The sequence below is a fragment of the Pseudomonas fluorescens genome (assembly GCF_900636825.1).
GTDB classification, from domain to species: Bacteria; Pseudomonadota; Gammaproteobacteria; order Pseudomonadales; family Pseudomonadaceae; genus Aquipseudomonas; species Aquipseudomonas fluorescens_BG.
This window is the reverse complement of sequence record NZ_LR134318.1, coordinates 2,857,002-2,870,747: the sequence shown is the minus strand read 5'-3', so window position 1 is coordinate 2,870,747 and position 13,746 is coordinate 2,857,002. Positions and strand designations below refer to the sequence as shown.

The window sequence follows — 13,746 nt, the reverse complement described above, 5'->3', positions numbered from 1 at the left end:
CCGCAGGCTGCGATCTTTTGACTTGGATTTTTTAAAAACAAGGTCAAAAGATCGCAGCCTGCGGCAGCTCCTACACGCAATGCATTTCAAGTGATTCTGTGAAAGCGTGCTGTGGGTCGCCGCAACACCTGGAAATGAGTAACATGACCGCCCTCCCCGCAGCTCATGTTCTGCGCCTTGCCGAATAAGCCGATTCCATGCCTTTCGAACTCAGCGTTGACCTCACCACCCTCGCCATCCTGGCGCTCGTCGCTTTCGTTGCCGGATTCATAGACGCCATCGCCGGCGGCGGCGGTCTGTTGACCACCCCGGCGCTGTTGACGGCTGGCCTGCCGCCGCATCTGGTGCTCGGCACCAACAAGCTCAGCTCGACGTTTGGCTCGGCCACCGCGAGCTTCACCTTCTATCGACGCAAGCTGTTTCACCCGCGTCAGTGGGTGCACGCCATCGTCGGTACGCTGGTCGGCGCGTTGACCGGCGCCGTCGTCGCGCATTATTTACCGGCAGAATGGCTGAACAAGATGCTCCCGGTGATCGTCTTCGCCTGTGGCCTTTATTTGTTATTCGGTGGCACGCCAAAAGCACCGCTGGACAGCGATGCTCCGATCAAAAAGAAATGGCAGTCGACCCAAGGCTTCAGCCTCGGTTTCTACGACGGCGTCGCCGGGCCCGGTACCGGCGCGTTCTGGACGGTCAGCAGTCTGTTGCTCTACCCGATCGATCTGGTCAAGGCCAGCGGCGTCGCGCGCAGCATGAACTTCGTCAGCAACATTGCGGCGCTGTCGGTGTTCGTATTTTCCGGGCAAGTGGACTGGATCATCGGCCTGAGCATGGGCCTGTCGGTGATGGTCGGCGCATTCTTCGGCGCGCGCACCGCAATCAGCGGTGGCGCCAAATTCATCCGTCCGGTGTTCATCACCGTAGTGCTGGGTTTGACCGTTCGTCTAGCCTGGCAGCACTGGTTCAGCGTGGCCTAAGCGCCGCGCCACGTAGACGTCGATCAGGTAACGGGCAATCGACTTCGAGGCCGGCAACGGCGGCAAGTCGTGCACGTTGAACCACTGGGCGTCTTCGATCTCGTCTTCCTGGCAGACAATCTCGCCACCCGCGTATTCGGCATGGAAGCCGAGCATCATGGAATGCGGGAACGGCCAGCACTGACTGCCCAGATACTGAATGTTCTTCACCTCGATCTGCACTTCCTCGCGCACTTCGCGGATCAGGCACTCTTCGGCCGATTCCCCCGGTTCGGCAAAACCCGCAAGCGTGCTGTAAACCCCGGTAACAAAACGCGGCGAGCGCGCCAGCAAAATCTCGTCGCCACGGGTGATCAGCACGATCATGCTCGGCGAAATCCGCGGATAATTGCGCAACCCGCAGGGCTCGCAGTACATTGCTCGTTCGCGCGGCACCTGCGTCATCGACTGCCCGCAATTGCCACAAAAACGATGTTCCCGCGCCCACGTGCCGATCTGCGCGGCATAACCGAGCACTTTATAAAGGGTGTGATCGCCTTCGAGCATGAATGCTCGCAGACCTTTCCAGGAGCAACCCGGCACCTCGCTGACACTGCTCAATTCCAAGAGAAAAACCGGTTCGCCATCGAGATGACCGATGCCGTGCTCGGCGAGAATCGACAGATCCTGACGCTTGAGCCATTCGCGCGGGAACAGTGCGCCGTTGTCATCGAACAGAAAGCCTTCCGGGCTGCGCGCCACGGCCCAGCCGCCCGGTTGATCGGTGTCGAGTACTGCAGTGGTCCAGCGAGCTGTCATGGTTTCTCAGTCCAGAAATTCGGGTTTCTGTTTGCTCATGTGGGCGGCCATGGCCACGCGCAAATCGGTGGATTGCAACATGGCGGCGTTCCAGGTGGCAACGTATTCGAGACCGTCGTCAATGCGATGGTCGCGCATGTAGCTGATCATTTCCTTGGTGCCAGTCACCGCTATTGGCGTTTTGGAGGCGATGTCCCGGGCGATCTCGATGACACCCTCCAGCAGTGCCTCCTTGTCGCCATAAACGCGGTTGACCAGGCCGATGCTGCGCGCTTCTTCAGCGCCGAAAGTGCGACCGGTGTAAGCCAGTTCACGCAGCATGCCGTCACCGATGATCCGTGGCAACCGTTGCAAAGTGCCAACATCGGCGGCCATGCCGATATCAATTTCCTTGATCGAGAATTGTGCATCTTCGGCAGCGTAACGCATGTCGCACGCGGCGATCAGATCGATGGCGCCACCCAGGCAGTAACCCTGAATAGCGGCGAGCACCGGTTTGCGGCAGTTGTCGACGGCGTTGAACGAGGCTTGCAGGGTGAGGATTTTGCGCCGCAACAGGCGCGCATTGCGACCGACGTCTTTGCCCAGTTCATTGGCAACCCCGGCGAGCATCATCAGATCAATCCCGGAAGAAAAATGCTTGCCGTTGCCACTGAGCACCACCACACGAACTTCATCGGTGTCGTCGATCCACTGAAAGATCTCGATGATCTCGCTCCAGAACGCCGCGTTCATCGAGTTGATCTTTTCCGGTCGATTGATCTGCACATGAGCGATGTTATCGGCCAGTTCGACGCTGAAGGCGGAGTATTGATTCATGGCAGTGATCCTTTACCGGGCAGAAAATGAGGCCCGAACTATAACAAGGCATCACAGTGGCGGTTCAGCCAAATGCGGGACTGACTTGAAGAGGTTACTGCAACACTCCACCCCGTAGGAGCTGCCGCAGGCTGCGATCTTTTGATGTTGTTTTTAAAAAGACAAGATCAAAAAATCGCAGCCTGCGGCAGCTCCTACAGGAATTTTCGTGTCACGAAGGCCACGGTTTCGTAGGGAACCGTCACCACATCCCTGCCCCGCAACTCAGGCTCGGCCGCGATCAATGCACCAATCTGCTCATCGAGTTTCGCCCGCTGCGCCGCACACAACGCTGCGATGAAACTGGTGGATCTCACCCGATTGAAAGTCACGTCTTCCGGCGGTCCAGTGTGGATCAACGGCAGACGCTGACGAGCATAGCGCCGGAATTTGTGCCTGACTTGAACAGTCACTGACAAATGCAATGAATAAAATTTCACCCTGTGGTGTTCAAAGTGAAACATAACCCCCTGTGGAGCCTTGCCCATGACTATCCGTTCCGTTATGTTCGCCGCCCCGTTGTTACTGGCCGCTGCGATGTCGAGTCATCTGGCCTTCGCCAACGGTGACGAAGAAGATCCGGTGCAGAAGCCCGAATGCCCGAAAGGTCAGGTCTGGGACAGCAAAACGCAAAAATGCGTCTTGCAGACCAGCAGCCTGTTACCGGACGCGGACCGCACCGATTACGCCTATCGTCTGGCCAAGGCCGGCCGCTACGATGAGGCGCTGGCGTTACTCGACACCCTCAAGCAACCGAATACCGCCAAGGCTTTCAATTATCGCGGATATGCGACGCGCAAACTGGGGCGCACCGACGAGGGCATCGGCTATTACCTGCAATCAGTGAAACTCGATCCGCAGTATGCGCAGGTGCGCGAATACCTCGGCGAAGCCTATGTGATCAAAGGACGCGTCGACCTGGCGCAAGAACAGTTGCAGCAGATCCAGTCGATTTGCGGCACGTCTTGTGAGGAATATCAGGATCTGGCTGAAGCCATCAACGATTCAACGAAAATCTGACCTTTATAATAAGTGGAGACGATCATCGTCAGCGATCAGGCTTTCAGAGCCGAACTCGGACAGCATCTGGCGCGCTTGTGGCGCTACGGTTTGCTGCTGTCGCGCAATCGGCATGTCGCCGAGGATCTGGTGCAGGCCACCTGCGTGCGGGCGCTGGAGCGCTGCGGCCAGTACGTGGCCGGCACGCGCATGGATCGCTGGTTGCTGAGCATTCTGCATTCGATCTGGCTGAACGAAGTGCGCGCGCGCCGAGTGCGCCATGGCTCGGGGCAGGTCGATGCCGACACGCAACTGACGTTCGACGGGGAATACGCCGCGCAAACTCATGTGATGGCCACCCAAGTGATTCGCCGCGTTGATGCACTGCCGGAAACCCAGCGTGAAACGGTGTATCTGGCCTATGTCGAGGGTTTGTCCTACCGCGAAGTCGCCGAAATCCTGCAAGTACCGATCGGCACAGTGATGAGCCGACTGGCCACCGCGCGCCTGAAACTCGCCGAATACCCGCCCTTGCAAGCGGTGCCGAAAACCACCGAAGGAACCCGGCCATGAATACACCTTCGGACGAGCAACTGGTCGCCTATCTGGATGACGAACTGGACCCAGGATATCGCAGCCAATTGGACACGGCCATCGCCGACGACCCGCTGCTCAGCCTGCGCGTGCAATGGCTGGAGCGCAGCAATCTGCCGTTCAAAAGCGCCTATGACGAACTGGCGCAACAGGCGCCGCTGGATCGTTTGCAGGCGCGGCTGGATGCTATTCCTTCGCCACCACCTCCCGGGCTGAGTCGCCGCTGGTTTATCGGCGGCGCGGCGGCCGCTCTGGTGGTCGGCGGCGGATTGGCCGACCGGTTGATCCTCGGCTGGCAGGCGCAGCAAACGCATCACTGGCGTGGAATGGTCGGCGACTACATGGCTCTCTACGTGCCGCAAACCCTCGATCACTTGCCCAGCGACGAAGCTACGCAACGAGCGCAACTGCGCAGCGTCGATGCACGTCTGGGCCTGACTCTGTCACCGGCAGCATTGAAACTGCCCGGTGCCGAGTTCAAACGTGCACAGTTGCTTGAGTACGACGGCGTGCCGATTGCGCAGATCGTTTATCTGGATCAGCGGCACGGGCCGTTGGCCTTGTGCATCACCCGCTCGAACAGCGGCAGCCAGCCATTTGCCAACGAGCGTCGGCACGAGATGAACGTCGTGTATTGGACCGAGCGCGAACATGCATGGATGCTGATCGGCCACGTGCCAACAGCGGATCTGCAACAGCGGGCACAGTTGTTGAGAAGACGTTTAACCGCCTAGCCAACGTTGTCACTATTCTGGGCAAGTGATTTGTCCAAGGAGGATTGCACCTATGCCGATTTCGTCTCGCACTGCATTATTGGTTATCGATGTTCAGAACGACTTCATTCCGGGAGGCAGCCTGCCGGTGCCCGGCGGTGAGCAGATCGTGCCGCTGATCAACCACCTGGCGCGTCAGTTCCAGCAAGTGGTCATCGCTCAGGACTGGCACCCTCGCGGCCACACCTCTTTCGCCTCCAGCCATCCCGGCCACCAGCCTTACGATGTCATTGAATTGCCTTACGGTGAACAGACGCTGTGGCCCGAGCATTGTGTGCAAGCTACAGCCGGCGCCGAGTTTCACCCGGAGCTGGACCTGCCCCACGCCCAACTGGTTATCCGCAAAGGCTGCAATCCGGACATCGATAGTTACTCGGCGTTTCTCGAAGCCGACCGTGTAACCACCACGGGCTTGGCCGGCTACTTGAAAGAACGCGGGATCGACACGGTTTACATGGTCGGCTTGGCACTGGATTTCTGCGTGATGTACTCGGCGCTGGATGCACGAGCGGCAGGATTCAATACGTTCGTGGTGCTGGATGCGTGTCGAGCGATTGATATGGATGGCTCGCTCGCGACTGCGATTGAGCGGATGCAAGCGGCAGGCGTTGAGTTGATCCAATCCACCAAGCTGATCTGATCAATACACATCCCCCTGTAGGAGCTGTCGCAGGCTGCGATCTTTTGACCTTGATCTTGAAAAACCAAATCAAAAGATCGCAGCCTGCGGCAGCTCCTACAGGTATTTGTCTGCTTAATCAGTAATCGGTAGCCACAACCTGAACCGTGCCCCACCCAGCGGCGAGCTTTCTGCGGTCAATGTGCCGCCCTGTGCTTCCAAGGCCCGGCGGCTGATTGCCAGGCCCAGGCCAAAGCCACCGGTAGCGCGGTCGCGGCTGCGGTCCAAGCGGTAGAACGGTTCGAAGATCCGCTCACGCTCGTCCTCGGGGATGCCGATGCCGTCGTCGTCCACCCAGATTTCGCAACCGGCACCGTTGACCTGCACGCCAATCTGGATGCGTTTTTCGCAATAGCGCATGGCATTGCGCAGCAGATTCTGGATCGCCCGGGCGGTCAGGCGCGGGTCCAGAGCGAAGCGCTCGAGCTGGCCGTGCAGCAGAACGTCGATGACGATCTCCGGCGATTCGAGCTCCTCGTCGACACTGCCAAGAATGCTGTCGATGAATTCATCCAGCGACACCTGGACCTGCTCGGGTATTTGCGCGGGATTTTGCAAGCGGCTGTACGACAGCAGCTCAAGCACCAACTCGTCCAGTTCGCGGATATGCGCGACCAGACCCTGAAGACGCTCGCGGCTGGCGGTCGGCAAATCGTCGGACAGGGCCAGCGCCAGGCCGAAATCCAGGCGCGTCAGCGGCGTGCGCAATTCGTGGGAAACCGCGTTGAGCAGATCGCGTTGCTGGTTCAGCAGTTTCTCGATATCGCCGGCCATGGTATCGAAGACGTTCGCCAGGCTACCAATGTTCGAACTTGCGGTGATGTTGGTGCGCTCGCCGAGATGGCCTTTACCGAAGCGTTCGGCCGTGGCTTTGAGGCGTTCCAGATCGCGCCAGTGCGGGCGCAACCACAACAGCAGACACGCCAACAGGCTCGCGCCAATCAGCACGTTGATGCTCCAGTACAACAGATTGACGTCCATCGGATCCGGCGGGACGATCATTTTCACGGCGGTGTCGTTGTCCAGCGGTGCCGCCGCCAGCGTTCGCCAACCCCAGTCACCAATGCGCACTATGTTTTCGCCTCGGCGAAGGCGTTGCCGCTCAATGGCCGTGAAATCGGCGCTGTCGATGCGTGCCAGGATTATGCCCAGCGGCTGAAAATCCTTGTTCAACGACACGGCAAGCGCCGGCCACTGTTCCCGCGGCGCGGTGTGGAACTGTCTGGCGATCAGCGTTTGCAGGCCACGCGAATAGTCCAGGTTGTAGGTGACGAAGCGCTCGCGGAAGGCCATGACCACCAGATCCGGCACCAGGTAGATGGCCGCGCTGTAGGAAACGATCGTCACCAGATACAGGCGAAAAAGCAGGCGAAACATCGGCTCAGCATTCCCACTCGGACCGGCTGAACAAGTAACCCTTGCCCCACACGGTTTTGATCTTGCGCGCTTCGCCGGCATGGTCGTCGAATTTGCGCCGAAGCTTGGAAATCGCCACGTCCACCGAGCGGTCGGTGCCGTTGAATTCGATACCGCGCAGACGTTGCAGAATCTGGTCACGACTGAGCACTTCGCCGGCGTGCCGGGCCAGCACCACCAGCAAATTGTATTCCCCACTGGACAGTTCGACCGGCTGATCGCGCCAGCTCACCGTGCGCTCGGACAGGTCGATGCACAGATTACCCATGACGATGCGGTCGTTGACCGTCAGCGGCTCGCCGAGGCTGCTGCGACGCAACAACGTGCGCACACGCGCCAGCAAAACACGGGGCTCGCAGGGCTTGGTGACGTAATCGTCAGCGCCCATTTCCAGGCCCAGCACTTGATCGTGGCTGTCGTCGCGGGCGGTCAGCATCAGAATCGGCAGCGTCGCCGAATCTGCCCTGAGCAAGCGACAGACTTGCAGGCCATCGAGCCCCGGCAGCATCAGGTCGAGAATCACCAGGTCCGGCGGATTGAGCCGCGCCCGCTCACGCACGTGGTCACCCCGGCCGATGACGCTGACCGAATAACCGTTGCGTTCGAGGTAGCTGGAAATCAGTTCGGCGAGGGCGGTGTCGTCTTCGACCAGGAGGATGTTGGGCATGGGGTGTTTCCAGAAAGTGCTGTGGCGAACGATGAGGCAATTTCGCGAGCAAGCTCGTTCCCACAGGAGATCGCGCTTGCGAGCCTGCTCGCGAAAGCTATCTATACAGTCGCAAAAAATTTCAAGGGCTGAAGGATATACGCCCTCACCCGTCCCTGAGTAAAACCCTTACACAATTTCACAGAGCACCTACAAAGCTTCACCGCTAACCTCCGCATCTGGCCGTAGGATGCGGCCATCAATATTGGGGGTTGTACATGTCGAACAAATGGCTGGCCGGGCTCGGCCTGATCGCAATGGCGCTGACGCTGAGCGCCTGCGACTCATCCTCGAACGCCGAAGAGCAGGCGCCGCCGGCCACGGTGCGCATCGAGACCATCGAGACCCACCCTCTGACCATCAGCAGCGAACTCAGTGGCCGGATTGTTGCGCCGCGCATTGCCGAGGTACGCGCACGGGTGGCCGGCGTGGTACTGCAGCGCACTTTCCATGAAGGCAGCGACGTGAAAAAGGGTGACGTGCTGTTCCGTATCGATCCAGCCCCATTCAAGGCTGACCTCGACAGCGCCGAAGCCGCGCTGCGCAAAGCCGAAGCCAATGCGTTCCAGGCAAAACTGCAGGAGCAACGTTACGCGCAGTTGATCGACGACAAAGCCATTAGCGGTCAGGACTACGACAACGCCCGCGCCAGTGCCCGGCAAACCGCCGCCGACGTCGCCGCCAACAAGGCAGCGGTCGAGCGCGCGAAGCTGAACCTCGGTTACGCCACCGTCACCGCGCCGATTTCCGGGCGCGTCGGGCGTGCGCTGGTGACTGAAGGCGCACTGGTCGGACAGAACGAAACCACGCCGTTGGCGTTGATTCAGCAACTGAATCCGATCCACGCCGACCTCACCCAGTCGACCCGTGAACTCAACGAACTGCGCCGCGCGTTCCGCTCCGGACAGTTGCAGGAAGTCGGTCAGGATCAGGTCAAAGCCACCCTGATTCAGGATGACGGCAGCCTTTATCCACTGCCCGGCAAACTGTTGTTCAGCGACATCACTGTTGATCCCGGCACCGGTCAGATCATTCTGCGCAGCGAATTTCCCAACCCGGATCTGGACTTGCTACCCGGCAGTTTCATTCGCGTGCGTCTGGAACAAGCGACGATCCAGAACGGCATCACCGTGCCGCAACGCGCCGTGCAGCGTGACAGCGCCGGGGTTGCTCAGGTGCTGACCGTCGACGAGCAAATGCGTGTGGCGCAGCAACCGGTGCAACTCGGTGCGGTGCAGAACAATCGCTGGATCGTCACCGGCGGCCTCAAGCCGGGTGACCGTATCGTCATCGAAGGCCTGCAACACGCCCGTCCCGGCGAAAAAGTGCAGATCGACGAAACCCCTCTTCCACTTGCCCAGGCCCCTGGTCAGTAAGCAGGACGCTTTTATATGCCGCAGTTCTTTATCGACCGCCCGGTGTTTGCCTGGGTAGTCGCCCTGTTCATCCTCTTGGCCGGTGCGCTGGCCATCCCGCAGTTACCGGTGGCGCAGTACCCCGACGTCGCGCCGCCGCAGATCGAAATCTACGCCGTGTACCCCGGTGCCTCGGCGCAAACCGTCGATGAAAGCGTGGTCAGCCTGATCGAGGAAGAACTCAACGGCGCCGATCACCTGCTCTACTTCGAATCGCAGAGCAGCCTCGGCAGCGCCACGATCAAGGCCACGTTTCAGCCCGGCACCAATCCGGAGCTGGCACAGGTTGACGTGCAAAACCGCTTGAAAGTGGTCGAGTCGCGCCTGCCACAAGCGGTCAATCAGCAAGGTTTGCAGGTCGAGAAAGTTTCTTCCGGATTTCTACTGCTGATCACCCTGACCTCCAGCGACGGCAAACTCGATGACGTAGCGCTCAGTGATTATCTGGCGCGCAACGTGATGAACGAGATCAAGCGTCTGGACGGTGTCGGCAAAGCCCAGCTGTACGGCGCCGAGCGTGCCATGCGTATCTGGATCGACCCGCAGAAGCTGATCGCCTTCAACCTGACCCCATCTGATGTCAACGAAGCCATCGTCGCGCAGAACGCGCAGGTTTCGGCGGGCAGCATCGGTGATTTGCCGTCGCCGTCGTCCCAGGAAATCACCGCGACGATTCTGGTCAAAGGCCAATTGTCGACGCCGCAAGAGTTCGCCGACATCGTGCTTAAGGCCAATCGCGACGGCTCGACCGTGCGCATCGGCGATGTCGCGCGCGTGGAAATCGGCAGTCAGGAATACCAGTTCGGCACGCGCCTCAACGGCAAGCCGTCCACCGCCGTTGGCGTGCAGCTGTCACCGGGCGCCAATGCGCTGAACACCGCGACGCTGGTGCGGGCGAAGATGGATGATCTGTCGCGCTACTTCCCGGCGGGTGTGGAATACAAGATCCCGTACGACACCTCGCCGTTCGTCAAAGTCTCGATCACCAAAGTGATTTACACCCTTGGCGAAGCGATGCTGCTGGTATTTGCGGTGATGTATCTGTTTTTGCAGAACGTGCGCTATACGTTGATCCCGACACTGGTGGTGCCGGTCGCGCTGATGGGCACGTTCGCCACCATGCTCGCGCTGGGTTTCTCGATCAACGTGCTGACCATGTTCGGTATGGTGCTGGCCATCGGCATACTGGTGGATGACGCGATTGTCGTCGTCGAAAACGTCGAGCGCATCATGGCCACCGAGGGTTTGTCGCCCAAGGACGCCACGCGCAAGGCCATGACCCAAATCACCGGGGCGATCATTGGCATTACTTTGGTGTTGGTCGCGGTGTTTATTCCGATGGCCTTCATGCAAGGTTCGGTCGGGGTGATCTACCAACAGTTCTCGCTGTCGATGGCCACCTCGATTCTGTTCTCGGCGTTCCTCGCCCTGACCCTGACCCCAGCGTTGTGCACGACATTGCTCAAGCCAATCGGCAAAGGCGAGCATCACGAAAAAAGCGGCTTCTTCGGCTGGTTCAACCGTCGCTTTGAAAACCTGACGGATCGTTACGAGGACTGGGTCGGCTATGCGCTGAAACGGGCCGGACGTTATCTGTTGATCTACGTCGTGCTGTTGGTGGGCCTGGGGATTTGCTTCGCGCGCCTGCCCTCCTCGTTTTTGCCGACAGAGGATCAGGGCTACACCATCACCGATATTCAGCTGCCGCCCGGCGCAACCAAAAACCGCACCGTGCAAGTGGCCGAACAGCTGGAAGCCCATAACGCCAGCGAGCCGGGGATCAGCGACAGTGTGGTGATTCTGGGTTTCAGCTTTTCCGGCAGCGGGCAGAACGCCGCGTTGGCATTTTCCACCCTGAAGGATTGGTCGCAACGCGGCAGCGATGATTCGGCCAGTTCAATTGCCGACCGCGCCAACGCGGCGCTGAGTGAAATCAAGGACGCCATGGCGTTCTCGGTGTTGCCGCCCCCCATTGATGGCCTCGGTACGTCGAGCGGTTTCGAGTTCCGCTTGCAGGATCGCGGCGGCCTCGGCCACGCGACATTGATGCAAGCACGCACCGAACTGCTCGCCGCCGCCGAGAAAAGTCCGGTGCTGATGAATGTCCGGGAAAGTGCCTTGGCCGAAGCACCGCAGGTGCAATTGATCGTGGATCGCAAACAGGCCAATGCCTTGGGCGTGTCGTTTGCCGACATCGGCAATGCGTTGTCCACCGCCGTGGGATCGAGCTACATCAATGACTTCCCCAATCAGGGGCGCATGCAGCGTGTCGTGGTGCAGGCTGAAGGCGATCAACGCAGCCAGGTCGCCGACCTGTTGAAGATGAACGTGCGTAACAACACTGGGCATATGGTGCCGTTGTCGGCATTCGTGCAAGCCAACTGGATTCAGGGGCCGGCGCAGTTGACCCGGTACAACGGTTATCCGGCGATTGCGATTTCCGGTGAACCGAAGCCGGGGCACAGCACCGGTGAAGCCATGGCGGAAATCGAGCGCCTGGTCGCGCAAGGGCCGACAGGTTTGGGCCAGGAATGGACCGGGCTGTCGTTGCAGGAACGTTTGTCCGGCAATCAAGCGCCGATCCTGCTCGGGTTGTCGCTGCTGGTAGTGTTCCTGTGTCTGGCAGCGCTGTACGAGAGCTGGTCGATTCCGACTTCGGTATTGTTGGTGGTGCCGCTGGGAGTTCTCGGTGCGGTACTGGCGGTGACGATGCGCGGGATGCCTAACGATGTGTTCTTCAAAGTGGGCCTGATCACCATCATTGGTCTGTCGGCGAAAAACGCGATCCTGATCATCGAGTTCGCCAAGAGTCTGTACGACGAAGGTCACGACCTGATCGACGCGACATTGCAGGCGGCGCGCCTGCGTCTGCGGCCGATCGTAATGACGTCGCTGGCGTTCATTCTCGGTGTGGTGCCGCTCGCGATTGCCACTGGCGCAAGCTCGGCGAGTCAGCAAGCGATTGGCACCGGAGTGATTGGCGGGATGATCACCGCGACGTTGGCGGTAATCTTCGTACCCGTCTTCTTCGTCGTGGTCATGAAGCTCGTACAACGATTCAACAAGCAACACTGATTCCAAATGTAGGAGCTGTCGAGTGCAACGAGGCTGCGATCTTTTGATCTTGAAAAGCTAAAGTCAAAAGATCGCAGCCTCGTTGCACTCGACAGCTCCTACAAAAGCCCGATGGCGTGCGCTATGGTGCGCAACAGTCCACCAATGTGAGTCGCCATGCGCTTCCTCGCCCGCACCCACCCTCGCCTGTCCGCCGCCGCCCTGTTCGGCCTCGCCACCGGTCTCCTGGCTCCCGCCGACTCCATCGTCAGCAAAATCCTCATTGGCTGGAACGCCGGCGTATGGACTTACCTGATCCTGATGTTCTGGCTGACCGTCCGCGCCAAGGCCCCGGACGTCAAACGCATCGCCGAAGTCGAGGACGAAAACGCTGGACTGGTGTTGTTCGTGGTGTGCATCGCCGCACTGGCGAGCCTCGCGACCATCACCTTCGAACTGGCCGGCAGCAAGGATCTGGAAACCACTCGCAAGCTGATGCACTACGGCTTCACCGCGCTGACGGTGATTGGCTCTTGGCTGTTGATCGGGGTAATTTTCTGCGTGCACTACGCGAGGATGTTTTACACCTGGGACGGCAAAGAACCGGCGTTGCGTTTTGCCGAGGGGCTGAAAACGCCCAATTACTGGGACTTCCTTTATTTCTCGTTCACCATCGGTGTTGCGGTGCAAACTTCCGATGTAGGTGTCGCGACACGCGATCTCCGTAAGATTGTGCTGGCGCAATCGTTGATCGGGTTTGTATTCAACACGGCGATATTGGGTTTTTCGATCAATATTGCAGCAGGGTTGTTTGGTTGAAAGAAACCCGGCAGCCCAAAATGGCTAAATGACCGGCTAGTTTTCAAAGGAAGCATTAGGTTCACGGATCGCAGACTTTGTAAACTGTCAACAATGACAGTTTACAAGCCGTATACGAAGGGGATTATATGGCTCATCCAGGATTAGGGCCGAGGCCTTTGGATACCTCTTCTTTCGTAACGGAGAACGATTCCATGAAAGCGGTAATCAAGCGCACCAGCTTCGCAGACGGTAACTATGTCAATGCAGCAGCATTTCCTACAAAAACGGAATTTCCAGAGTTCATCGCCACTTCTCGACTGATAGACAACGTGAAATCCGGGCCACAAAAAACCGATGCCGTTCTTATTACAGCAATAGATCGACCCACCGCAAAGACAAAAGCAAAGAGCCTGGCTTCCAGGACACTGTACATTTCAGTACCCGCCAACTTCGCCGTCGGCGATTATGAGTTGAAATCACGCCCTGATGTGGACTTCAGTTTGAAAGATGCTGATGGGACTGTCTATGAAAGCATCTCTGGAAATATCAAACTGGAGCCAGCGCTTGGAGACAACGTCAAAGGCAGTTTCCAGGCAGCTCTGGAATATCCAGGTACAGAGGGCGAGACGTTCACCCTGAAAGGCAATTTTCAGGTTTTGAAGGCCGGATGAAAAAA

General features: G+C 58.9%; 13 protein-coding genes and 1 pseudogene. 9 read left to right on the top strand and 5 right to left on the bottom strand.

From position 1 onward, the window contains the following. Positions 1–197 precede the first annotated feature (197 nt). Positions 198–977 (top strand): TSUP family transporter, encoded by a 780-nt coding sequence (locus tag EL257_RS13005; protein ID WP_053120291.1) that lies wholly within the window; start codon positions 198–200, stop codon positions 975–977. On the opposite strand, the gene nudC is transcribed toward EL257_RS13005, so the two are convergent. The 3 genes and pseudogenes from nudC to EL257_RS12990 all read right to left on the bottom strand — a co-directional run. Next, a complete protein-coding gene (nudC, locus tag EL257_RS13000; RefSeq protein WP_126363099.1) occupies positions 945–1,775 on the bottom strand; it encodes an NAD(+) diphosphatase in 831 nt (276 codons plus the stop codon). The genes EL257_RS13005 and nudC overlap by 33 nt on opposite strands. A gap of 6 nt (positions 1,776–1,781) precedes the next feature. Further along, a complete protein-coding gene (locus EL257_RS12995; protein WP_126363097.1) occupies positions 1,782–2,594 on the bottom strand; it encodes a crotonase/enoyl-CoA hydratase family protein in 813 nt (270 codons plus the stop codon). Positions 2,595–2,788: 194 nt separating this feature from the next. Next, positions 2,789–2,986 (bottom strand): annotated as a pseudogene (locus EL257_RS12990) (SAM-dependent methyltransferase); the annotation flags it as partial. Positions 2,987–3,119: 133 nt separating this feature from the next. Between EL257_RS12990 and EL257_RS12985 the strand changes: the two are divergent. From EL257_RS12985 to pncA, 4 genes are all read left to right on the top strand, one after another. Then, positions 3,120–3,653, top strand: a complete 534-nt coding sequence (locus EL257_RS12985) for a tetratricopeptide repeat protein (protein WP_126363095.1) — start codon at positions 3,120–3,122, stop codon at positions 3,651–3,653. A gap of 66 nt (positions 3,654–3,719) precedes the next feature. Then, on the top strand, positions 3,720–4,205 hold the full coding sequence (locus EL257_RS12980) for an RNA polymerase sigma factor (RefSeq protein ID WP_419866622.1): 486 nt from the start codon (positions 3,720–3,722) through the stop codon (positions 4,203–4,205). Further along, positions 4,202–4,960, top strand: coding sequence for an anti-sigma factor family protein (locus EL257_RS12975; protein ID WP_126363091.1), 759 nt, complete (start codon positions 4,202–4,204; stop codon positions 4,958–4,960). The genes EL257_RS12980 and EL257_RS12975 overlap by 4 nt, the downstream gene beginning before the upstream one ends. 52 nt (positions 4,961–5,012) lie before the next feature. Then, a complete protein-coding gene (pncA, locus tag EL257_RS12970) occupies positions 5,013–5,639 on the top strand; it encodes a bifunctional nicotinamidase/pyrazinamidase (RefSeq protein WP_126363089.1) in 627 nt (208 codons plus the stop codon). A 114-nt stretch (positions 5,640–5,753) separates the two neighbouring features. Here pncA and EL257_RS12960 read toward each other — a convergent pair whose 3' ends face one another. Further along, complete coding sequence (locus EL257_RS12960) at positions 5,754–7,055, bottom strand: ATP-binding protein (protein ID WP_126363087.1); 1,302 nt, start codon at positions 7,053–7,055, stop codon at positions 5,754–5,756. Positions 7,056–7,059: 4 nt separating this feature from the next. Next, positions 7,060–7,761: a response regulator transcription factor gene (locus EL257_RS12955; RefSeq protein WP_126363085.1), complete on the bottom strand. Its 702-nt coding sequence runs from the start codon at positions 7,759–7,761 to the stop codon at positions 7,060–7,062. A gap of 257 nt (positions 7,762–8,018) precedes the next feature. Between EL257_RS12955 and EL257_RS12950 the strand changes: the two genes are divergently transcribed. The 4 genes from EL257_RS12950 (at position 8,019) to EL257_RS12935 (ending at position 13,741) form a co-directional block, all read left to right on the top strand. Further along, positions 8,019–9,176 carry an efflux RND transporter periplasmic adaptor subunit gene (locus EL257_RS12950; protein ID WP_126363083.1) on the top strand — a complete coding sequence of 386 codons (1,158 nt, stop codon included), beginning with the start codon at positions 8,019–8,021 and terminating at the stop codon, positions 9,174–9,176. Positions 9,177–9,191: 15 nt separating this feature from the next. Continuing rightward, on the top strand, positions 9,192–12,290 hold the full coding sequence (locus tag EL257_RS12945; protein ID WP_126363081.1) for an efflux RND transporter permease subunit: 3,099 nt from the start codon (positions 9,192–9,194) through the stop codon (positions 12,288–12,290). 156 nt (positions 12,291–12,446) lie between these two features. Beyond that, positions 12,447–13,088, top strand: a complete 642-nt coding sequence (locus EL257_RS12940) for a DUF1345 domain-containing protein (protein ID WP_126363079.1) — start codon at positions 12,447–12,449, stop codon at positions 13,086–13,088. Between the two features lie 194 nt (positions 13,089–13,282). Further along, on the top strand, positions 13,283–13,741 hold the full coding sequence (locus EL257_RS12935) for a hypothetical protein (RefSeq protein ID WP_126363077.1): 459 nt from the start codon (positions 13,283–13,285) through the stop codon (positions 13,739–13,741). The last annotated feature ends 5 nt before the right edge of the window (positions 13,742–13,746 follow it).

What these genes read in the sequence shown, in the direction of transcription:
- EL257_RS13005 (WP_053120291.1), top strand. Translation starts at nt 198, where the DNA reads ATGCCTTTCGAACTCAGCGTTGACCTCACCACCCTCGCCATCCTGGCG.
- EL257_RS12945 (WP_126363081.1), top strand. Translation starts at nt 9,192, where the DNA reads ATGCCGCAGTTCTTTATCGACCGCCCGGTGTTTGCCTGGGTAGTCGCC.
- EL257_RS12955 (WP_126363085.1), bottom strand. Translation starts at nt 7,761, where the DNA reads ATGCCCAACATCCTCCTGGTCGAAGACGACACCGCCCTCGCCGAACTG.
- EL257_RS12995 (WP_126363097.1), bottom strand. Translation starts at nt 2,594, where the DNA reads ATGAATCAATACTCCGCCTTCAGCGTCGAACTGGCCGATAACATCGCT.
- EL257_RS12975 (WP_126363091.1), top strand. Translation starts at nt 4,202, where the DNA reads ATGAATACACCTTCGGACGAGCAACTGGTCGCCTATCTGGATGACGAA.
- EL257_RS12940 (WP_126363079.1), top strand. Translation starts at nt 12,447, where the DNA reads ATGCGCTTCCTCGCCCGCACCCACCCTCGCCTGTCCGCCGCCGCCCTG.
- nudC (WP_126363099.1), bottom strand. Translation starts at nt 1,775, where the DNA reads ATGACAGCTCGCTGGACCACTGCAGTACTCGACACCGATCAACCGGGC.
- EL257_RS12950 (WP_126363083.1), top strand. Translation starts at nt 8,019, where the DNA reads ATGTCGAACAAATGGCTGGCCGGGCTCGGCCTGATCGCAATGGCGCTG.
- EL257_RS12985 (WP_126363095.1), top strand. Translation starts at nt 3,120, where the DNA reads ATGACTATCCGTTCCGTTATGTTCGCCGCCCCGTTGTTACTGGCCGCT.
- pncA (WP_126363089.1), top strand. Translation starts at nt 5,013, where the DNA reads ATGCCGATTTCGTCTCGCACTGCATTATTGGTTATCGATGTTCAGAAC.
- EL257_RS12960 (WP_126363087.1), bottom strand. Translation starts at nt 7,055, where the DNA reads ATGTTTCGCCTGCTTTTTCGCCTGTATCTGGTGACGATCGTTTCCTAC.
- EL257_RS12935 (WP_126363077.1), top strand. Translation starts at nt 13,283, where the DNA reads ATGAAAGCGGTAATCAAGCGCACCAGCTTCGCAGACGGTAACTATGTC.